The sequence below is a fragment of the Spirosoma validum genome, from assembly GCF_014699035.1.
Lineage (GTDB): Bacteria > Bacteroidota > Bacteroidia > Cytophagales > Spirosomataceae > Spirosoma > Spirosoma validum.
This window is the reverse complement of the sequence record NZ_JACXAA010000008.1, coordinates 258,919-278,537: the sequence shown is the minus strand read 5'-3', so window position 1 is coordinate 278,537 and position 19,619 is coordinate 258,919. Positions and strand designations below refer to the sequence as shown.

Sequence of the window (19,619 nt, the reverse complement as noted above, 5' to 3'; positions counted from 1 at the left end):
TCCGGTAGCCTATCGAATAGCGAAGGCAACACCCACACCGCTGAGCCCAGATGAGAGCAATAGACGCTCTTGTTTATCACCCCGCTTTTTGAAAATGAAATAGTTGACCAGATCAAAGGCCAGCAAAAAACCACCCTGTACCATAATCGATTTGCCATAGCCGTTTAATTGGTCGGACTTGTCGGGCTGCGAATTCGCCAATCCAGGCCGGGCCAATCCAGGCTGGGCCAATCCAGACCGGGCACGCTCACGCAAATAAGCACCACCCACTACGTAGGCTACGTCCAAACCTGTGTTGATAAGCAAAATCTGCTTCATGTTCTCATGTTTCCGGATTGCATCGGCCAGCGTTTCTGAATCAGCGCTCCCTTTACGAGATCCCAGTAGACCGAATCCGGCAATACCCAGATTGACCAGGTTCCAGTAGACGTTCATTTTGTGAAAATACTTCGTCTCGCCTGAGGTTTGCCCGGCAGCTATCGCACCAACGGCGATGTTAGCCAGCGCAAAACTGCCAAGTGTCAGCCCAAGTGTTTTCTGGTGTTTAATTCGTTGTTCGCTGAACGCCCGGAGTTCAGGGGAAGGAGTCACACGTTGCGCCGAGGCTATATTTCCGAGCAAAAAAGATCCAGCGCCCAACAGCAGATGACGTAGTGGATTCATAGGAATTCGTTTTACGTATGAACCCTCATTTTATCCTGATGTTCACGAATCCAGTTTTGCTCTTGCCGACGGGTCGTTGATGTTTGTCAGTTCGCGCAAATCGGGTGCAGTCAATAATTGACTATCGTTTTGCTGGAGAAGCTGACGAGGAGAGTAAACGCCATTTTTAACGGCTTGTTGTATAACTGGGCCGAAGGCAGGTTCGTAGATTCCCAGAAGTGGTTCCGGCAACTGCCCATCCGAATCATAAAACACCGTCGCCATTTTTGCTTCGTTACGTCCCTTCACAAGCGCATCGAGCGATAGAACGGTTAACAACGGCATGTCGCAGGCGACGACGAACCAGGCGGCTTCCGGATCGTATGTTAACGCCGAGAGGATGCCATTCAATGGACCGGGTAGATCAAAGGCGTCGACGATACGTAGCTGTTCGGAATCGGCTAGCTCATGTGCCTGCGCTACGTTCACCGACCAATATACAACGCTGCAATACGGCTTAAGTAAGTCGGTCAGGTGTTCACGCTGAGGCTTTTCGTGATAAACCAGTTGCGATTTATCCTGCCCCATGCGCATACTACGTCCGCCCGTCAGGATGAGTCCGTTTAGTTTAGTCACGTCGAAAATCGCGTTTGCCGCCCGTTTTTTCCATGAGCTTGGTTTCTTTAATAACGATGTCGTGCGAGAAGGCTTTGCACATGTCGTAGATCGTCAAAGCGGCTACCGATGCGCCAACCAAGGCCTCCATTTCGACTCCCGTTTTTCCTTCGGTAGCTACCAGACAATCTACGATGGCATCGTTCCCCTCAGTCGTAATGGTTATCTGGCAATTATCCAAACCCAGTGAATGGCAAAGTGGAATCAGGTCGTCGGTACGTTTGGCCGCCATTGTTCCGGCAATGATCGCGGTCTGAAAGACAGGACCTTTTTTAGTGGTAATATCCGTACCATTCAGGTGTTGCATGATTTCGGAATTCAGTGCCACTACGCTCCGGGCGCGGGCTGTCCGGCGCGTAACGGTTTTAGCACCTACGTCCACCATGGCGGGATTTTCTTCGGCGTTGAGATGAGAAAATGAGTTCATAATTGAGAGAATAGTGTACAGTCTGGCACTCGACTGTCATATTTTTAGTCGAAGAAAAGCCTATTTTGGGGGAAATTTCTTGTAAATGTCTCCTCTGCTCAAAATCGTGATGATAACAGAAGCAGCCGTTTGCTCGTTGACTGGTGGCGTGTACTCACCACCCATCCGCCAACTACCAACCCGAATGCGATAATAATTCTGACCTTGTTTCTGACCTTCCATATATTTATAGTCTACGCCAGAATTTTCCAGATCGGTAGCCTCTTCTAATTCTTCTAAAATAGTTCTAACAGATTGCTGAATTTTAGATGGCAGTTTTTTCAGTTCCTTGATGAACGATTTACGTACGGTTATTTCCATCCCATCTGAGTCTTAAACTCTGCCAAGGAAAGGGTTGGCTCGTCTTTTCGAGACTCCATGATTTTCACCATTAGGTAGTCATCTACATCCTCATTTTCAATAATTTGTATTATTTTTTCAACTTCGTCAACGGAGAAACTTTGCCGTTTTTTCTTCGTAGCAAAGCTGGCAGAGGATAGGCCTATTTTTTTAGCTACGTAATCATTTCGGTAGCCAGCGATGTCAATAAGCATACCGATTTGAGCAACTAAATTTTTATAATTACTGACAATCTCTGTAGCCATGACTTAATTATTGTTAATTGTGATTAACAAATATAAGAAAAAAAGCCACTCATTAATGAATTAGGGATAGGCTGGCGAATCCAGTAATAAATGCCGAATATTACTACACAAATCATCACTCTTCCCATGCTTTCCGTTTTCGAAGCTTTTGCCCTTACTCAACAACATCGGCTGACATTACCCACTGAAATCGTTTCGCTCGCAGACGCTGACGGTCGCGTACTACGTAACGCCGTTTATGCTGACCGTGATTTTCCGCCATTCGATCGGGTAGCGATGGATGGAATTGCCATTCGCTTCGCAGATTACCAGGCGGGGCAGCGTGAGTTCCGTATAGTTGGTACGCAATTCGCCGGTCAGCCGCAGCAGACGCTAAGTGAGGCCAATACGTGCCTGGAAGTAATGACCGGCGCGATGTTACCGGTAGGCGTTGATACGGTTATTCGCTATGAAGACGTCAATATTTCGGCGGGGCAAGCAACGATCACGATTGGCGATATAGAAAAAGGCCAGCATCTTCACCCCCGCGCTACAGATCGTCGGGCAGGAGACGAATTACTACCAGTCGGTACGCGTCTCGGTCCCTCGGAATTGGCCGTTGCGGCATCGGTCGGGCAAACCCAGTTGACCGTAACAACGCTACCCCATGTAGCGCTCATTTCAACCGGCGATGAATTAGTTGACGTTGGTGATGCACCCCTGCCCTACCAGATCCGGCGCTCCAATACGTACATGTTGCGAGCTGCGCTGAAATCGCTGGGTATTCAGGCTACGTTGCACCATATCGTTGATAACGAAGCGATTCTTAAGGATCGTCTGGCAACACTACTTTCCGAAAACGACGTATTGATTCTGAGCGGTGGCGTATCCGCTGGCAAGGCAGACTTTGTCCCAGATGTTCTGGCGCAGTTAGGCGTTCAGAAACATTTCCATAAAATCGAGCAACGGCCGGGCAAACCCCTTTGGTTCGGTACGGCTACCAATAAAACAGTTTTTGGTCTTCCCGGAAACCCGGTTTCGACGGTGTTATGTGCGTATCGCTACGTATTGCCTTATCTGCGCGCGTCGCTTGGGCTGACTTCCCTCCCAACACGTTATGCACAATTGGCCGAAGATGCTACGTTCAAACCCACCGTTACGTATTTTCTGCCTGTTCGACTTACGTCAGAACCCGACGGCCGAATCCTGGCTCATCCACTACCCGGTTCCGGCTCCGCCGATTTTGCCAACTTATTAGCCGCCGACGCCTTCATGGAACTTCCAGTTGAGCGGTCTAAATTTGGCGCAGGAGAGGCTTTTCAGGTATGGGAGACAGTCCGATAAGTTGCCATCGAACCTGATTATCGCTTATACTGGAATCACCTGAATGCAGCGCAGAGATAGCAACTGCATTCAGGTGATTCTATATAGCTTAATACTGAACCTGTTTATTTACCTCACTGCTGAAAGTAATCGAGCTTATCGGCGTCGGAATTATTGGTGAGACGAATTTCCTGCCCACTACCTCCAACGATTACCGAACTCAGCGTTACGATTCCCGTCGTTGCTCCAGGCGTTAACACTCCCGTAAAGCCGAACGAAAGCTTATCACCAGCGGGAATACCCGCTGTCGTAGTCAGAATGTAATAGCTGGCATTTGATGTACCATCAAAACTCCAGACACTATTCTGCACTGACCGGTTATTGACGGTAGTGGCGGTGGATGGGAAGTCCAGCCTAACTCTGGAATCTTTGGTTAATCGAACGACCACAGTGCCGCTGGTAGGCGTTCCTACTAGTTCGACCACGTCCACTACCACACTGATATTGTTCGTACCGTACAGGGTGGTGGGTCGGGCGTAGGTCGTAATCGTCAGATCAGGTATCGTCGAAATACCCTGATATTCGTACGCTCCTATGTCGATCTGGCCATTGTTATAAAACCGGGGATTACTCGCCAAATCGGTGATACCAACAGTTGCCGACGTTGTGGAAGGGCTACCGCCGTTAATAGCCGGTGAAGAAGCTGTAAGGGCGAGGTTTCCCGTAGATTGGCCGACGGCTGGCTGACTAACGAATTTAGGATCGAGGCTCAGATTTCCCGTGCCTGCGCCCGACCAGCCTCCCTGAATGATGCTGTAATTGATGGTCGCATTGGCCAGATCACCATCCAACTCTGTACTATTTCCCCAGAAGATGACATTTCTAATAATGGTCGACGGTCCGTCACTGATGTACATACCGCCTGCAGAAGTCGCCCGGTTGCCAGAAAACGAGCAGTTGATCAGCACCGGCGATGACGACGTGTTGTCTATTCCACCTCCGCTACTACAAATAGTACCGCCATTACCCATAAAGGAACAGTTCGTTACAATGGGGTCTGATAATATATTTGCTACCCCCCCGCCGACATACGCAACGTTCTCGACAAATTGATTATTTCTGATGGTAGGGGCTGAGGTATAATTGAACATGCCACCCCCATAGGCCGCCGGAAAGGAAAGATAGTTACTAACCAGCAGGTTGCCGTATCCACCCCGAACGGTAAAACCATCTAGTACAGCCGTATTATTCAAAGAATCACCAAAAACCGGCATGTTCAGAATAACATTGTACGCGTTGTTGGTGGCCACATTGTCCTGCTGAATATTACCGCTGAGAGTCGTCTGATTAGCAACCAGATTGCGCTGCGATACGTTGTAGTTCGGGGCCTCATTCCCAACAAATCCCCCGTAGATGGCCAGGCCATTTTTCAAACTAAATGCTTTGGTACGTACATCGAGTGGAGAGGCATTGCCCAAAGCATCGACAGTCGGGTAATAGGTTCCTTTGGCTACCCATATCTGTGTGATCTGGCTACAGCGTTTGGCTGAGGTAATGGCGGCCTGTAGCGAGGTAAAAGCATTCGCCCAGGAAAGACCATTATTGGCCCCCGTAGCGCTGGCGTTTACGTACAGTTTACCCGCGTTACCAGCTGGGCAACAGACGTTTCCTTCATCAATTTGCCCATTGCAGTTATTGTCTTTGCCATCACAAATCTCGACTGCCCCCGGATGAACCGCTGGGTCATTGTCGTCACAGTCACCCCCACAGGCGGTTACCCCGTCACGGTCGTTATCGATATCACTGGCCGGATTGTAGAGAGTAGCGATGAGATCGGGATTACCATCCGGGTCGCCCGTAACTTTTGAGGTCGCACAAATTCGGCCCAGCAACAACAGGCCCGCTACATGGGGAGCCGCCATGGAAGTGCCATTTAGATAGGCGTAGCCGCCGTTGAGCCAACAGGAGGCCACATTCACTCCAGGCGCGCTATAATCAACAGGGCCGTTGACAGCCCCGTTACCAAAGTTGGAGAAGCTGGCCAGTTGACCGTTGATATCCATGGCTGACACGGTGAAGATGTTGGGTCCATTGACCCGGGCGGGGCTGGAAAAGTTGGCATTCTTAGCATCGTTCCCTGCTGAAAGCACAACGTTACAAACCCCCGACAGAGCCAGAACGGCCTCTTCCTTGGCCGGATCAGGGTCGCCCCCCAGGCTCATGTTCACCACGTCACCGCTGGCGGCATGGGCCGTGACGTAGTTGATCCCAGCTATTATAACCGACGTAGTTGATCCCCCCTGATCCGGAAAAACCCGTACGGCTACTACCTCGGCCCCGGCTGCTACGCCAATTACCCCGATCCCGTTGTCTTTAGCCGCTATCGTGCCCGCTACGTGCGTACCATGGCCGTTCCCATCCACCGGACTGGTTCCAATAAAATAGGCCGATAAAGCCGTGTTTACGTTCAGATCGGGGTGTGTAAAGTCAATACCTGTGTCGATGATCCAGGCTCGCTTCCCCACGCCTGACAGGCCTCCGCCAACCCGGCTAATGCCCCAGGGCTTACATTGGGAACTGGCGGTAGGGAGTATTTTGTCAAGGGTCGCCGTTACGGTACCAGTGGTCAACGCCGTTTTTAACGCATTTCCGTCCGGCAAAGAAAGCGACATGACCGGGATGGTTACCAGATTAGCATTAGTGCTGCCACTCATACTAGGCGCAGTACCAGCCACATTGTTCGCAATAATAACGCCAATAGCCCCCGCCTGTTGAGCCGAATAGGCTTTCTCACTAAATCCGCAGGTACCGCGGTCGATTAGAGCAATCTTACCCGAAATATTGTTCTGGATGGCACTACAGCCATCCGTTGTGGGCGATATGCCATCGTTCACTAGTACTACCTGGCCGGTGACAATAGTAGCCGATCCGAAAGAGGCCAGCCCTACATTGTAATTGGTTACCCCGTTAAGCGTAATGCTAGGGCCATTGCAACTGCTGGCCAGCATCGAAGGAGCACCGTGGTTGTCGAGAAAAACGGGCTGGTCAGCAACAATGTAAGCTACCTGATCGTCCTGACGAAGCTGTCTAACCTCGGCTGGGGTCAGGCTACTAACCGCAAAACCCAGTAAAGCCTTATCGTAGACATGAAGCACGGGCTTGCCGGCGAGCCCGTTACGAAGTAAAGTAGCAGCGGCTACTTGCTGCATTACCTGCTGTCGCTGCTGGTAAGTTTGGATTGATTTAACTTCTCCCAGCACGGATGCATCCTTTTTGTAGACCACAATATACTGTCCGTAAATAGACTGATCTGCTTTATTCTGGGCCTGACTATTGATCGGCAAACCAGTCAATAACGGCCATAACCCCAGCAAGATGAAGCGGAGCGAAGACGAAAAAAAAGCGTAAAAATTGGTCATTGGTAAATAGAATTAAGGTAAAAAAGAGTAAAAAAAATACGCACTATGAATACGCAGACACAAAAATCAGACACAACACCTAGTACCGATGCATAAATCAGGCAAACCAGCTAATAAGCCAATGGGGACTTGGTTTTCAGATGGGGCAGCACTTTGCGGAGTGTAAATAGGGTGTATGGCCAATATGATCCACCAAACCCATAGGCTAAAATTTTGCTGCCCCAAATTAAGTATTTCTCCCCAAGAAAAATACGTTGTTTCATCAAAAAACCTGGTTTGTCACCGAATAAACGTATCAGCGAATATCAGCTAAGGCGTGTCATACTAATCCAAGTCGTCAGCCTCAACCAGCTCTGACGGTTTCTGATTCTTGGTAAGCTTACTAACGGTAAGGCCCTGGACCAGAATCGAAAACACCACAATGAAATACGTCATGGCCAGAAACAGGTTTTTGTTCAGGTGCTCGTCAATAGAGAGCGCTAAGGCAACAGAAACGCCCCCCCGCAAACCACCCCATACCAAAATGGTGATGGTTCGCTTGTCAAATCTGGCTTTGAAGGGTATGATCAGCGTTGGTACCCAGATTGAAATGAATCGGGCAAAAAGCACCAGACCAATGCTAATCAGACCCAGGGCCCAGTAGTCCATGATGTGCGGAATCAGCAAGAGCTCAAACCCCATAATCAGGAACAGGATAGCGTTCATGATCTCGTCAATTAACTCCCAGAACTTGTCTAAATAATCCTGAGTCGTCTCCGAAATCCGGCTGGCTTTCCCAACGTTTCCCACTACCAGCCCGGCCGCTACCATCGTTAGCGGTCCCGAGATATGCGCAGCTCGGGCAATCAGATAGCCCCCCATTACGATGGCCAGCGTAATCAGCGCCGATACGTTGGGATTGTCGATACGTTGCATCGCCCGTGAGCCAATAAACCCGATCAGAACACCCATGCCAAACCCACCGACCGCTTCTTTGATGAGTAGCCAGGATATGTTGCTAAACGATACGTCGACATCCGAGCCCTGTGCCAATTGAAGCAGAACGGCAAAAACGACGACGGCTACCCCATCGTTGAACAGTGATTCACCCGCCACTTTCGTTTCTAACGATTTACGGACACCCGCTTTTTTCAGAATACCCAACACAGCAATCGGGTCCGTTGGCGAGATCAATGCGCCAAAAACAAGGCATTGGATTAAGGGAACATTCAATCGGAAGAGGGGCAGAAGATAATAGATCAGAAAGCCGACAATGAAAGTGGAAATCATGACGCTGATCGTTGAGAAAACAATAATTGGAGCCCGTTGCTCCCGCAAATCTTTCAGACGCACATGAATGGCTCCGGCAAACAACAGGAAATTAAGCATCGCGCCCATCAATATTTCCGTAAAATCAAGGTTGGCAATGAACCGCGAAAACCCGTCGAAATCGAACTGGTTCGGAAATAGATTACCCGTAACAACCAATGCAATAGAAACCAGCATGGCCATCAGCATAATACCAATGGTAGATGGCAATTTTAAGAAGCGCTCGTTGACATAGGCGAATACAGCAGTAAGAACGATCAGTACTGAAAATGAATAATATAATTCCATATAAATACAATTAGAATGGACGCATAAATCGCATTATAATAAAAAACCCCCACTTTCGCCAGCCGGGTTTTCATAGTCTCTGTTACGCGCTCTCTTCCTGACACCCGCGAAAACCCGTATCTTTGCAGTCGATTAACTGCCTATGAACGCCTTACTTGCCAACGACATTTTCCGTCAGAGTATTCAGCATTACCATCTGACCGATCACGTCGACGCCCCCAGTCAAAACCCGTATTCTTCGAACGACATTGGTTTTCTGTTGTACCAGAAAAACTGGATCGATACGGTCCAATGGCATCTGGAAGACATCATTCGTAGCCCAACCATCCGGCCCGACGAGCTGGTAGCGATTAAGCGCCGGATCGACCAGTCGAACCAGGATCGGACAGATACGGTCGAGCTGATAGACAGTTGGTTTTCAGACCTTTTTCAAGCTATTACGCCAAAAGACGGGGCACGCATGAACTCCGAAACGCCGGCTTGGCTGCTCGACCGAATGTCGATTTTACAGCTCAAGATCTATCACTTCCGGGAGCAGGTTGATCGGGAATCGGTTTCGGATGAGCACCGGCAGAAAGCGCGGCAGAAACTGGACGTATTACTCGAACAGGAGACCGATTTAGCCCGCTGCTTTAACGAGCTGATCGAAGATATCCAGACTGGCAACCGGTTTATGAAAGTGTATCGGCAGATGAAAATGTACAACGACCCTACACTGAACCCGGTACTTTATGGAGAGTCGGGGAAATAGTTATTTAGTGGTCATTAACTCTTATTGGTCATTGGTTGTAACGTCATAGAAAAATCAACTGACAATCTCTAACCACCAATGACTACTAGCGAATGAAGCAGCTGCTCCTTCTCCGTTTTTCGGCCATGGGCGACGTGGCCCTGCTGGCACCCGTCGTGCAGGCGTTCACGGTGCGTTATCCGGAGGTGAGCGTTACGTTGGTAACCCGTCAGAAATTCGCCGTTTTTTTTGAGCAGTTTCCAAATGTCCGTGTTGTTGGTGCCGACTTCGAGGGGCGACATAAGGGTTTCAATGGCTTAGTACGTCTGTTCAGTGAGCTTCGTCAACTGGGGCCGTTCCGGGTAGTGGTTGATGCCCATCAAAACTTGCGGTCAGCGGTTCTGAAAAGTTTGTTTCGGCTGGTAGGTGTTTCGTCGGTTACGATCGATAAAGGACGGGCCGAGAAAAAAGCGCTGACACGCAAGGAAAATAAGGTTCGCCGACGACTGGCGCATAGTGTGGAGCGCTACGCCCGAGCCTTCGACCAGGCCGGGTTTACGCTTGAGCCGTCCCGATCCTTTCAGTTTCCGCCCGTTACGTCTGCTGAAGCGGAACTTACTACGTTTCTCGCCCACCAACCCATTGCTCCTAACGCCCCCTGGCTGGGTATCGCGCCCTTTGCTCAGCACCAACAAAAGATGTGGCCCTTCGAGCGGTTTGCACCCTTACTGGAAAAACTCTACGCTAATCAGCCAGTCACCATTTTCTTATTCGGTGGTGGTTCTGAGGAAATTAGACAACTCGAAACGTTACGTCAACGTTTTCCGCAAGTTGTTTTAGTAGCGGGTCAGCTTTCTTTAGCCACTGAATTAGCGCTCATTCGCCGACTGAAGGGTATGCTCTGCATGGACTCGGGCAATATGCACCTGGCCGCGTTGAGTGGTGTACCAGTCCTGTCAATCTGGGGAGCTACCCATCCTGACGCCGGTTTTGGTCCGTGGGGGCAGGGCGATGAAGCTATCCTGCAAATCTCAACCGACGTATTGACCTGCCGCCCCTGTTCCGTTTTTGGCAACAAACCCTGCTGGCGGGGCGATCTGGCTTGCCTATATGACATCTCGGTAGAGGCTGTGGCCGACCGTATCCGACAATTATTACGGTGAATCTCGGTTTATTCGAAATTCTTTTTCCGCGTGCGCAATTCTTTTACGTCGAAGTCGAAGGAGAGGTTGTTCATGCACTTAAAGTGCTTCATGGGGCAGTTATCGGGGCCCGTCGCTGAGCAGGGGCGGCAACCTAAACCCGAGTTTTCGAGCCGGGTGTGTGGCGTTTTATACGGGTAAAATCCGAATTGCGGAGTAGTGCTGCCCCAGATTGAGTAGACTTTCTTGCCAAACGCGGCCGCAATATGCATCAGCCCCGTATCGTGACTGAACACGACCCGCGCCCGTTGTAGCAACGACGCCGACTGATTGAGGTTGAAATGGCCACAAGCATTGTAAATCTGTTTCCCGCCAATCGCCCGCACGATTTCCTCGCCCGCCTTCCGATCAGCCTTATCACCCAGGAGTACGATCGGATAATTGATCTTGCGGCACAATTCAATCATGCGCCGAACGGGTAAACGCCGGGTCAGGCTTTGCCCACCAATGGCATAAGCCACAAAGTTAGGCTGGTGTGTGAGGGGCAGCCAGTCGAGTTCAACTTCGTCTTTATACGGAATAAAATAATCCAGTCCGCGCCCATCGTTCTCAACGCCTAACGACTGCACCGTAGCCATATAGCGGTCAACAATGTGCTGATCGGGCAACGCATTCACCTTCCAGCGGACATAGAGCCATTGACGTACCGACTGCCGCTCGATACTATACGACCGAGCGCCCAGGGCCAGCTTAATCACATTTGTTGCTACGTTATTTTGCAGATCGATTACGTAGTCAAAGCGTTCTGCACGAAGCTGGCGAATAAGTGTATAGACACTGCCGGTAAGATAATGCGATTTGGCGATGTGGGGATTATAGGCAATGATTGACCGATAGGCATCTTTGGTACAGTAATGCACCTCGACATTCGGCAGTTGCTTCTTCAGACAGCGAACAACGGGCGTTGTCAACACGACGTTGCCAATAGAAGCAAACTGAAGAACCAATATTTTTACCGGCGGAGCCATATCCCAATCATTTTTGCAAAACTACGTAATCAGGCGAACTATGAGCAAATTCAAGTATTTATTTGGATTCTATTGATCCTATGGTCATTTAGTTGCCGTTTCTCTAAAAGAATAAATAGCTCCTGGTTTTACTTTACTGATCGCATCGAATTCAATACGTCCACCAGCGGGGTTTGGTAGACGTTCGGTAGATACTGTTCTCGCAGGGATAACAGGCCGAAGGCTGCGGAATTATTATCTCTTGATCGAGGTCGGGCGTACCCTGACCGGTACTACGGTCTACGTAGATGTATTGCTCAGACACACCCGTTGCGCCAAAAAAGCCGTAAGCTCTTGTTGCTGGATCGCTTATACACCGCATATTACCTTGTACCAAAGACGGTGCCGCATCGAATAGCCCACCCGTATTGCTTACCAACTGGCGAACACTTTTCCAGAATGTATAAGCCCCCTCGCTAATGGCCTGCTGCTGTACTTCGAGGTAATAACGCCCGGTCGATTTATACGGTACGCGCATAATGAACTGGCCACTAATGACCTGACCATTCGTGTTCGCGTCCGAATTGACATTGATGCAATTATAACAACGCGTGATGTCCCAACAGGGCTCACAGCAAACCAGGCCCGTGTATACCCCACCGCCACCCGGTATTTCTGCTTTATAACAAGCCTCAAGTGGCTCATAATGTGTCCAGTTCCAGCGGTAGTAATTGTCCAACGGTTCGGGATCTTTTGTATCCAGGTATACATCCCAACCCTGTCGGCGGGAAAACAGAATACCGGTCGGTTCGACCGTGTATTTGTAGTAAAGTTTCTGAATAGGTGGGGCCGCTTTTAATAACTCCGGCGTTGATTCATAAACTTTTCCATCTTTAGTTTTTATGCTCACTTTGTAGGTCCTACCGGCCACGCCCTGTAATCCCGTTGCCTTAGTTGAATACACGCCTGTATTTTCCTGCAGGATTTCCTGGTTACCCAAATTATCGGAAATAGTGATCGTGGCTCCTGTTTCGAGCAGGTTCAGGCTTTTATATGAATAGTCGGCCGTGCGGGTTAACCGAATTCTGTAAGGCCCTGGCTGGTCAGTGATTTCACCCTCAACAATGAGCGAGGGAGGAATACTAACCGAATCCGGCTGAAACTCTGTCACGCACGAAACCGCGAGCAGGCCAGCCAGCAAAAAATGCGCGTACACTAAACCCCGTAGTTTCATTAGAATTTAAAATTGTAGGTGAGCGACGGAAAGGCCGTTCCAAAAATGGACAGTTTATACGCATCCGCGGACGAAGCCGGACTCAATTTATAAAAGACTGAATAGGCGTTTTTGTGGGCATAAACATTATAAATGGAGAAAACCCAGCTGCTTTGGTTCCGTTTTTTCTTGAGTGGATTTTGCTCAAATGTCATCGAAAAATCGAGCCGATGATAAGCAGGCACCCGCTGCTGATTCCGATCCAGGTAAATCGGTACAAGTACACCCGCTACTCTGGCAATGGCGGATGGCTGTGTCGTTGGGCGGCCTGTGCTATAGGTAAAATTCAGTGACATACTGAACCAGGTTGTAGGTCGATGGGTCGCCAGTACGTTCAGAGTATGCGGTTTATCGTAATTAGCCGGATATGGATTTCCGTTGTTTACCTGCTCACTGATGTAGGGGCTGTTCATGGTCAGGAACGTACGGGCGTAGGTATAGCTCATGAAACCCGTCCAGCGACCCTTGTTTTTACGTAGCAAACCTTCAACTCCGTACGCCCGGCCATGGCCCTGTACGATCTGCGTTTCAACTGCTTGCGTCAGTTGCAGCTCAGCCCCATCCCTATAATCAATGGCATTCATCAGGGTTTTGTAATACACCTCCCCCGAGGCTTCGATGGCATTGTCAGACGTATTATGGAAGTACCCTAAGGACCATTGATCAGCAATCGTTGGTTTCGTATGCGTATCACTTAGGTGCCAGCGCGAGGTCGGTAACGCAGCTGTTGTGTTCGTCACCTGCTGAATGTACTGACGCAGTCGGCTGTAACCTACCTTAATGGCCTTTCCCTCGCCGACTGACCAGCGTACGGCCAGTCGGGGTTCCAACCCACCCGCCGAGTGGTACGTTTTACTGGCTTCGTAGTTCTGCACCGACGTAACGGTTTCGTCCTGCCGGGGTCCGTTTTCCTGATACGTTCGTACTGTGGCTGGCCCCCGATTCAATAGCGCTGAATAGCGTAGTCCGGCAATTACCGAAACGTCGGCATTGAGATTCCACTCGTCCTGGATGTAGGCTGCCAGTTCATAGGCTCGTTCGCGGGCAAGGTCAATTGGCAGTACGTTGGAGAACAGACCGGGCGTTCTAGTGTTAGGTTGAACCAGATAATCGATGGCGCTTACTCCTGCCTGCCATTGATGATTTTCGTTTGGCGTGTAGGTCAAATCGGATTTGACTTGTCGATGCAATATTCCTGATTCAAGCTGAAAAGCATTGGCCGAGTCAGCAGAAGACAGATCGGCCCGGTAACGACTCAGAATAACTGACGTAGCCAGATTCACCTGCTTGCTCATGAAGTAATTCCAGCGGAGAACCGCATTCATCGTCTGGTAATTGAATTCCGTCGACGAGGCATTGATCTCCTGCCCTGACAGCGAATCGGACGCCAGTTTGAAAACATCTTTACTCAGATAGCCCGTCAGGGTGATCGTGTGTTTCTCGCTGGGTTGATATTTAAGTTTGGTCGTTACGTCGTAGAAATTGGCTTTCGTGCCAATCAGGTTCGGAGGAGCCAGTTTGAACAGAAAATCACTGAACGACGCCCGTGCTGCCGCCAGAAACGAAAGTTTATTTTTAATGATTGGCCCTTCTACACCCAACCGGCTCGAAATCAGCCCAATTCCACCATTGATACCCCATTTTTCGGCATCAGGCTCCTTAATTTTCACATCCAGCACCGAAGACGCCCGCCCGCCATATGCAGCCGCTATGCCCCCCCGGTTCAGCGTTACGTCGCGTACAACGTCGGGATTGAACACCGAGAAAAAACCCATCAGGTGACTCGAATTGAATACGGGCGCATCATCGAACAGGATCAGGTTCTGATCAGCACTGCCGCCCCGAACGTTAAATCCGGGTGCCCCCTCTCCTACCGTCGTCACGCCTGGAAGCAGCAGCAAACTCCGAACAATGTCGACTTCGCCCATTAACGGCGGAATCCGCCGGATGCTACGTATCGTCAATTGCGACACGCCGATTTCAACCTTTCGTACGTTACGGTCGGGCGTCTCGCTCGTGACGACTACCTCCTCCAGATCCTTCGCATCATCTTCCATCGTAATTTCACGGAAGAGCGTTTGTTGCAGTGAGATTGTATCCTGGCGGGGCCGGTAGCCTACGTGCGAGAAACGCAAAATATATTTACCAGGAGGAAGCTGAACGATGTAAAACCCATCTTTTGCCGTTACGTAGCCTTTCGATACATTCAACACAACGATATTGACGCTCTGAATCGGTTTACCCGTTTTGGCATCCCGCACATAACCCGTCGCCGAAAATGTTGGCGACGGTCCGTTTGAGGTTGTTCGTTGTTGGGCCATCGTTCCGTTGAGTAGAAAAAACGATAGCCACAGTAAGCCGATAAGGCGCATATAGCCGGATTAAGAAACTGCGGAAGCCGCTCTTACTTAACGGAGCTACCTGTCAATAAGCTAAAGGGTTAATCCGCCTGATTTACCCTATTTTTCCAGATTCTTAACTGACAATTAATTTATAGTTGAGAATCTACTTACCTATCTGTGCTTGATGCTGTTGAAGGTGCTTTACTGTTAAAAGCCTAATTTCTCTAGTAGCTCATATACTTTCGTACACGGGTTGTGATTCGCATAATCGGTTCGTCCAGCAAAGACAGCTTCCAGATTTTTAGCTCGTGCCATAGCTTGCTTTATATCGCCGTACTTCTGAAGAAGCGTAAACATATCCTTGTTGTTCTTCTCGTAATTATAAGGCTGTCCTATTCTTTGTGACAGTTCTCGCTCAATAACTGCTTTATAATCAGTACGAGACATTCCATTTTGGAAGAACTGGAAGTGAAGTAGATACCATAATTCAAAAGCTTCGTTTGTCCAGGCGCAATGAACGCCGAGAGCTTGCCCTTTAAAAATCGCGTTATTAAAATTTTGATCAGGGAAACTATCCCGGTCGAATACAGTCCAAACTTCGTCTATTATCCTTCCCTGATTCTCCAGTCGTTTTTTGGCATTGATTGCATCCTGTATGACGGTTAACGTGTTGTGACCTTCGCCTTCAATGGCTAATTCAATTGTATTGACAACGCCTGGCGGCAAATTCTTTTCAAGGCCTCGGAAGTAGTTAGGCTCCGTTTTAGCACCCTCGCACACAATTAGAAAAAAACGTCGTTTAGCTCGAAAATCCTGTTTACGGCTCGTCTCTTTGCGAGCAAACCGTTTCAGTTTGGAATTATCAATTTTCGCTTTCCGAGCCATCAAGATGCCATTTTCGATAGATCGCCAATGAAGGGGATAGCGCCGTAACGTCCCCGAATGTAATCCTCCTCAAAGGACCGGTCTTTACGTACTTTCGTTCCGTCTTCTTCTTGATATTCAACTAACGAGTACAAACTGGTCGCACCGTACCGGTCTTTTTCAGTAAAGTAAATCTGGTCGCGCCGAAACAGTTTTGCAGATAATAGATTCGTATCGTGTGTAGCAAAAATTAATTGAGCGTTATTAGGATTTAGTTCAGGATTGTTAAACAGTCGAATAATAGCTTGCGTCATCAATGGATGTAGTTTAGCATCAAGTTCATCAACTATTAAAATTCCGCCCTTGGTTAAGATTAAATAAATAGGAGCTAATAAGTCGAAAAATTTGTTAGTGCCTGCAGATTCATGCATACCCAAATCAAAGATTACATTCTCAACAGGTTCATAATCAAAATTATATTTCTTATGAATCGTCTTTATACCTGAAGTAAGCTCCCCTTCGACTAAATCAAAAAACTTATGTTTATTTTCCTCCGAAAATCTTGACAAGAATTCATTGTCGATGTCTATCTTTTCTTTTTGAAGCAGAATATTGGAAAATCCTAAATTAAGCTGCTTTACCAAACCAACTAAATCTTCTCTCGCTACTGGTTCATCTAATAAATTAAATAGAAATTTTCTGTACCTGTCGTGGCCTAAACCAGATATGGGTAACCATTTATTGAACCAAGCTATTACTCGCTTCGCTATCACACCATTAAATTGGTCGCAAATAGCCAGAAATAATGCATTATCACGGGTTCTTTCTTCTAACCCGTTGCCCTCTTTAAAATCTTTAAACACTTCAATCCCATTTGCCTCCCGAAGAAAAAGCGGCTTTTCTTTTTCTTTACGGGCCATAAACAGCCATTCCGCTTTTACTGCTTTTCTATCAATCTCAAAACCATAGCGATATCGAATTCCGTCAAGCAAAAACAGTATTTCAAAAGCACTCGGTTTTCCTTCGGTTTCAGTACTAAGTAGAAATGGTTCGACCTCAATTTCAGTTGTAGAGGAACTTGCTGCTGAAGTAACTACAATGCGATTTAACGTTTCAATGGCTCTCAGAATATTTGACTTACCACTTGCGTTGGCTCCATAAATAACAGCACTACGTAGCAGCTTGTAGCGTCCGGCATCAATCAACTGGTCACGGTGTTCTGTAATTGACGAGGCATCCAAACGAAGAGTTTGTCGGTCTTTGATGGAAAGAAAATTGCCGACGCTGAATTCAATAAGCATAAGATTCAAAACGTAAAAGATTATAAAATCTACGTCTTAACTGAAAAACGACGTAACTATGAGAAAAATTCTCATAGTTACGTCGTTTTTTTATTGTTGTCCTCTACTTACCTATCTGTGCCCGCCTTTGTTGCAGATATTCGTTCATCTCTTCCAGTGTTAACGTATTAAACGTCATGGCTTTGGTTAGACCGCCTTTACGCCCGATGGCGACGCCGTAATGCATGTCCAATAAACCAGCCAGATCGTGTGCGTCGGGGTTGATGCTTAGCATGACGCCTTGTTGGATCGCGTAATCGATCCAGCGCCAGTCGATGTCGAGCCGGTAAGGACTGGCGTTGATTTCAATCACTACGTTGTGCTCGGCGCAGGCATCGATGATGGCGCGGTGGTCGATGGGATAGCCTTCACGAGCGAGTAATAACCGACCTGTTGGGTGCCCAAGAATGGTCGTGTACGGGTTTTCGATGGCCCGCAATAACCGCGTCGTCGCTTTTTCGAGCGACATGGTCAGAGTTTGATGCACCGAAGCCACTACATAATCGAACGTAGCTAACGTAGCGTCGTCGTAATCCAGCGAACCATCACCCAAAATATCGGATTCAATCCCTTTGAAAATGCGAAAGTCCGTACCGAAACTCTGGTTAAGCTGATCAACTTCAGCCTGCTGGACCTGAATCTGTTCAACACTCAGGCCGTGGGCATACGTAGCGGTTTTCGAGTGATCAGCAATACCAAAATAGGTTAGACCCAGCTCACGACAATAAGCAGCCATAGCGGCTATCGACTGCTTACCATCCGACCAGGTGCTATGATTGTGAAGCGTACCGCGCAGGTCGTCCCACGTAACGAGTTCATCGTTCTGATGGCGACTGGCCCAGCGAAAAGCAAAGTCATCCTCCCGCATTTCAGGCACGATATACGGTAAACCCGCTCGCTCGTAGATAGCGGGCTCTGTTACGTCAGGCGAGGCATAAGCCACCTGCAGTAACGTTACGCCCCCTACTCCGACCTGCTGAAGATGCGGTTCACCGGCCGTTTGAATAAATAACTGACGGTCAATCTGTTCGGCGGGATACAGCAGCAACTCGACCAGCACATCAAAGCCGTTGAGTTTACCCCGCCAGACAAATGGCGACGAGTCAAGTTCGTTTTGCGTCAGGTTAGGCAATTGGCTAAGCGTTAGCATAGCTGATACAGGATCGCTGGTTTGTATCAGCAATTGCACCGTATCGACTTCCTGTGCTTTTCGGCGAACTTGCCCGCTGATTTCAACCCGATCGAAATGTTTCGTTAGTTCATCACGTAACAGATTGGCTATCAGAGCCGCTTTATCCATTCTGACTTTACCCTGTTGCTCCTGTAAAAATTCCAGAGCTGCCAGAATCTTCTCCTGCGTACTGGCCCCAAATCCTTTGATTTTGGCAATTTCACCATTTTCGCCTGCCTGTTGTAAATCGCGGAGATTATCGATGCCCAGTTCGTGCCAGAGGGTACGCACTTTCTTGACGCCCAATCCTTTGATGCGAAACATATCCAGGACACCTTCGGGTGTTTGCGCAAGCAATTCATCGAGATCGGTCAAACGGCCCGTCTCGGCGATCTCCCGAATTTTCTGAGCGACGGATTTTCCAATGCCTGGTAATTTCACCAGTTCCTCAACCGGTAAATTGGCGAGGTCGGCGGTGGATTTATCTAAATTAAAGGCGGCTGTCTGGAACGATCGGGTCTTAAATGCGTCCCGGTCGTGAAGTTCCATCAACCGGCCGGTTAGTTCGAGCAGGTCAACGATTTCGGAATTGGTCATCGGAAAATGGTCATTTACTCCGCAAGTTAGGGAATCGGTCAGATTTTAGAGAACTTCGATAGCCGGGTAAACTACCTTTACTTCATCGGCGGCTTAATCGACCGAATTAATCCTAAAACGCTCATTAACTTTCTATGGAACCGACACAAAACACCCCTGAACGCGACGCTTATTTATGGAAACAAGCCAAAGCCCGCGTCGGCTTTCGGATGCATCTACAGAGTTATTTACTTGTCAATTCTGGATTATGGCTAATCTGGGCCTTTACCACTTTTGCATTCAATTCAGACGGTTATAGACACTGGATTTTCCCCTGGCCGATTTTCCCGATGCTTGGCTGGGGAATTGGGCTGGCGTCGCATTACTTCCACGTTTACCGGGGCGGTAACGAACGGTCTATGATCGAAGAAGAATACCAGAAGTTGCTTAGTCAGCGGGCCTGAGAAAT

Annotated in this window: 17 protein-coding genes; 4 read left to right on the top strand and 13 right to left on the bottom strand. The window is 48.7% G+C overall.

Annotated elements, in window-relative coordinates:
- Positions 1-9 precede the first annotated feature (9 nt).
- Genes IC230_RS21535 through IC230_RS21515 form a run of 5 tightly spaced genes read right to left on the bottom strand, consistent with a single transcriptional unit; the run spans position 10 to position 2,388 of the window.
- Entirely contained in the window at positions 10-663 is a 654-nt protein-coding gene (locus IC230_RS21535) for a DUF6992 family protein (RefSeq protein ID WP_191041115.1), read from the bottom strand.
- Positions 664-705: 42 nt separating this feature from the next.
- Positions 706-1,278: an NTP transferase domain-containing protein gene (locus IC230_RS21530; protein ID WP_191041114.1), complete on the bottom strand. Its 573-nt coding sequence runs from the start codon at positions 1,276-1,278 to the stop codon at positions 706-708.
- The gene (moaC, locus tag IC230_RS21525) at positions 1,271-1,744 is read right to left on the bottom strand and encodes a cyclic pyranopterin monophosphate synthase MoaC (RefSeq protein WP_191041113.1); all 474 of its coding nucleotides are present in this window, start codon (positions 1,742-1,744) and stop codon (positions 1,271-1,273) included. Before moaC ends, IC230_RS21530 begins: the two co-directional genes overlap by 8 nt.
- A 60-nt stretch (positions 1,745-1,804) precedes the next feature.
- On the bottom strand, positions 1,805-2,104 hold the full coding sequence (locus IC230_RS21520) for a type II toxin-antitoxin system RelE family toxin (RefSeq protein WP_191041112.1): 300 nt from the start codon (positions 2,102-2,104) through the stop codon (positions 1,805-1,807).
- The gene (locus IC230_RS21515) at positions 2,095-2,388 is read right to left on the bottom strand and encodes a hypothetical protein (protein WP_191041111.1); all 294 of its coding nucleotides are present in this window, start codon (positions 2,386-2,388) and stop codon (positions 2,095-2,097) included. The genes IC230_RS21520 and IC230_RS21515 overlap by 10 nt, the downstream gene beginning before the upstream one ends.
- 126 nt (positions 2,389-2,514) lie before the next feature.
- Here IC230_RS21515 and IC230_RS21510 point away from each other — a divergent pair, with 126 nt between their 5' ends.
- Positions 2,515-3,711, top strand: coding sequence for a molybdopterin molybdotransferase MoeA (locus tag IC230_RS21510; RefSeq protein ID WP_191041110.1), 1,197 nt, complete (start codon positions 2,515-2,517; stop codon positions 3,709-3,711).
- 113 nt (positions 3,712-3,824) lie between these two features.
- Here IC230_RS21510 and IC230_RS21505 read toward each other — a convergent pair whose 3' ends face one another.
- Both IC230_RS21505 and IC230_RS21500 read right to left on the bottom strand, forming a co-directional pair.
- A complete protein-coding gene (locus tag IC230_RS21505; protein WP_191041109.1) occupies positions 3,825-7,109 on the bottom strand; it encodes a S8 family serine peptidase in 3,285 nt (1,094 codons plus the stop codon).
- Positions 7,110-7,433: 324 nt separating this feature from the next.
- Positions 7,434-8,705, bottom strand: coding sequence for a cation:proton antiporter (locus tag IC230_RS21500; RefSeq protein WP_191041108.1), 1,272 nt, complete (start codon positions 8,703-8,705; stop codon positions 7,434-7,436).
- A gap of 142 nt (positions 8,706-8,847) precedes the next feature.
- On the opposite strand from IC230_RS21500, the gene IC230_RS21495 reads away from it, so the two are divergent.
- Positions 8,848-9,456, top strand: a complete 609-nt coding sequence (locus tag IC230_RS21495; protein WP_191041107.1) for a DUF4254 domain-containing protein — start codon at positions 8,848-8,850, stop codon at positions 9,454-9,456.
- Positions 9,457-9,548: 92 nt separating this feature from the next.
- Positions 9,549-10,598 carry a glycosyltransferase family 9 protein gene (locus tag IC230_RS21490; protein ID WP_191041106.1) on the top strand — a complete coding sequence of 350 codons (1,050 nt, stop codon included), beginning with the start codon at positions 9,549-9,551 and terminating at the stop codon, positions 10,596-10,598.
- Positions 10,599-10,606: 8 nt separating this feature from the next.
- Here IC230_RS21490 and IC230_RS21485 read toward each other — a convergent pair whose 3' ends face one another.
- The 6 genes from IC230_RS21485 to IC230_RS21460 all read right to left on the bottom strand — a co-directional run bounded on the left by IC230_RS21485 (position 10,607) and on the right by IC230_RS21460 (position 19,171).
- Positions 10,607-11,605: a glycosyltransferase family 9 protein gene (locus IC230_RS21485; protein ID WP_191041105.1), complete on the bottom strand. Its 999-nt coding sequence runs from the start codon at positions 11,603-11,605 to the stop codon at positions 10,607-10,609.
- 151 nt (positions 11,606-11,756) lie between these two features.
- The gene (locus IC230_RS21480; RefSeq protein ID WP_191041104.1) at positions 11,757-12,818 is read right to left on the bottom strand and encodes a DUF4249 domain-containing protein; all 1,062 of its coding nucleotides are present in this window, start codon (positions 12,816-12,818) and stop codon (positions 11,757-11,759) included.
- Positions 12,818-15,229 (bottom strand): TonB-dependent receptor, encoded by a 2,412-nt coding sequence (locus tag IC230_RS21475; RefSeq protein ID WP_191041103.1) that lies wholly within the window; start codon positions 15,227-15,229, stop codon positions 12,818-12,820. The genes IC230_RS21480 and IC230_RS21475 overlap by 1 nt, the downstream gene beginning before the upstream one ends.
- A 177-nt stretch (positions 15,230-15,406) precedes the next feature.
- Positions 15,407-16,084 (bottom strand): RloB family protein, encoded by a 678-nt coding sequence (locus IC230_RS21470; RefSeq protein WP_191041102.1) that lies wholly within the window; start codon positions 16,082-16,084, stop codon positions 15,407-15,409.
- On the bottom strand, positions 16,084-17,364 hold the full coding sequence (locus tag IC230_RS21465; protein ID WP_191041101.1) for an AAA family ATPase: 1,281 nt from the start codon (positions 17,362-17,364) through the stop codon (positions 16,084-16,086). The genes IC230_RS21470 and IC230_RS21465 overlap by 1 nt, the downstream gene beginning before the upstream one ends.
- A 103-nt stretch (positions 17,365-17,467) precedes the next feature.
- Positions 17,468-19,171 (bottom strand): helix-hairpin-helix domain-containing protein, encoded by a 1,704-nt coding sequence (locus IC230_RS21460; RefSeq protein ID WP_191041100.1) that lies wholly within the window; start codon positions 19,169-19,171, stop codon positions 17,468-17,470.
- Between the two features lie 134 nt (positions 19,172-19,305).
- On the opposite strand from IC230_RS21460, the gene IC230_RS21455 reads away from it, so the two are divergent.
- On the top strand, positions 19,306-19,614 hold the full coding sequence (locus IC230_RS21455; protein ID WP_191041099.1) for a 2TM domain-containing protein: 309 nt from the start codon (positions 19,306-19,308) through the stop codon (positions 19,612-19,614).
- The last annotated feature ends 5 nt before the right edge of the window (positions 19,615-19,619 follow it).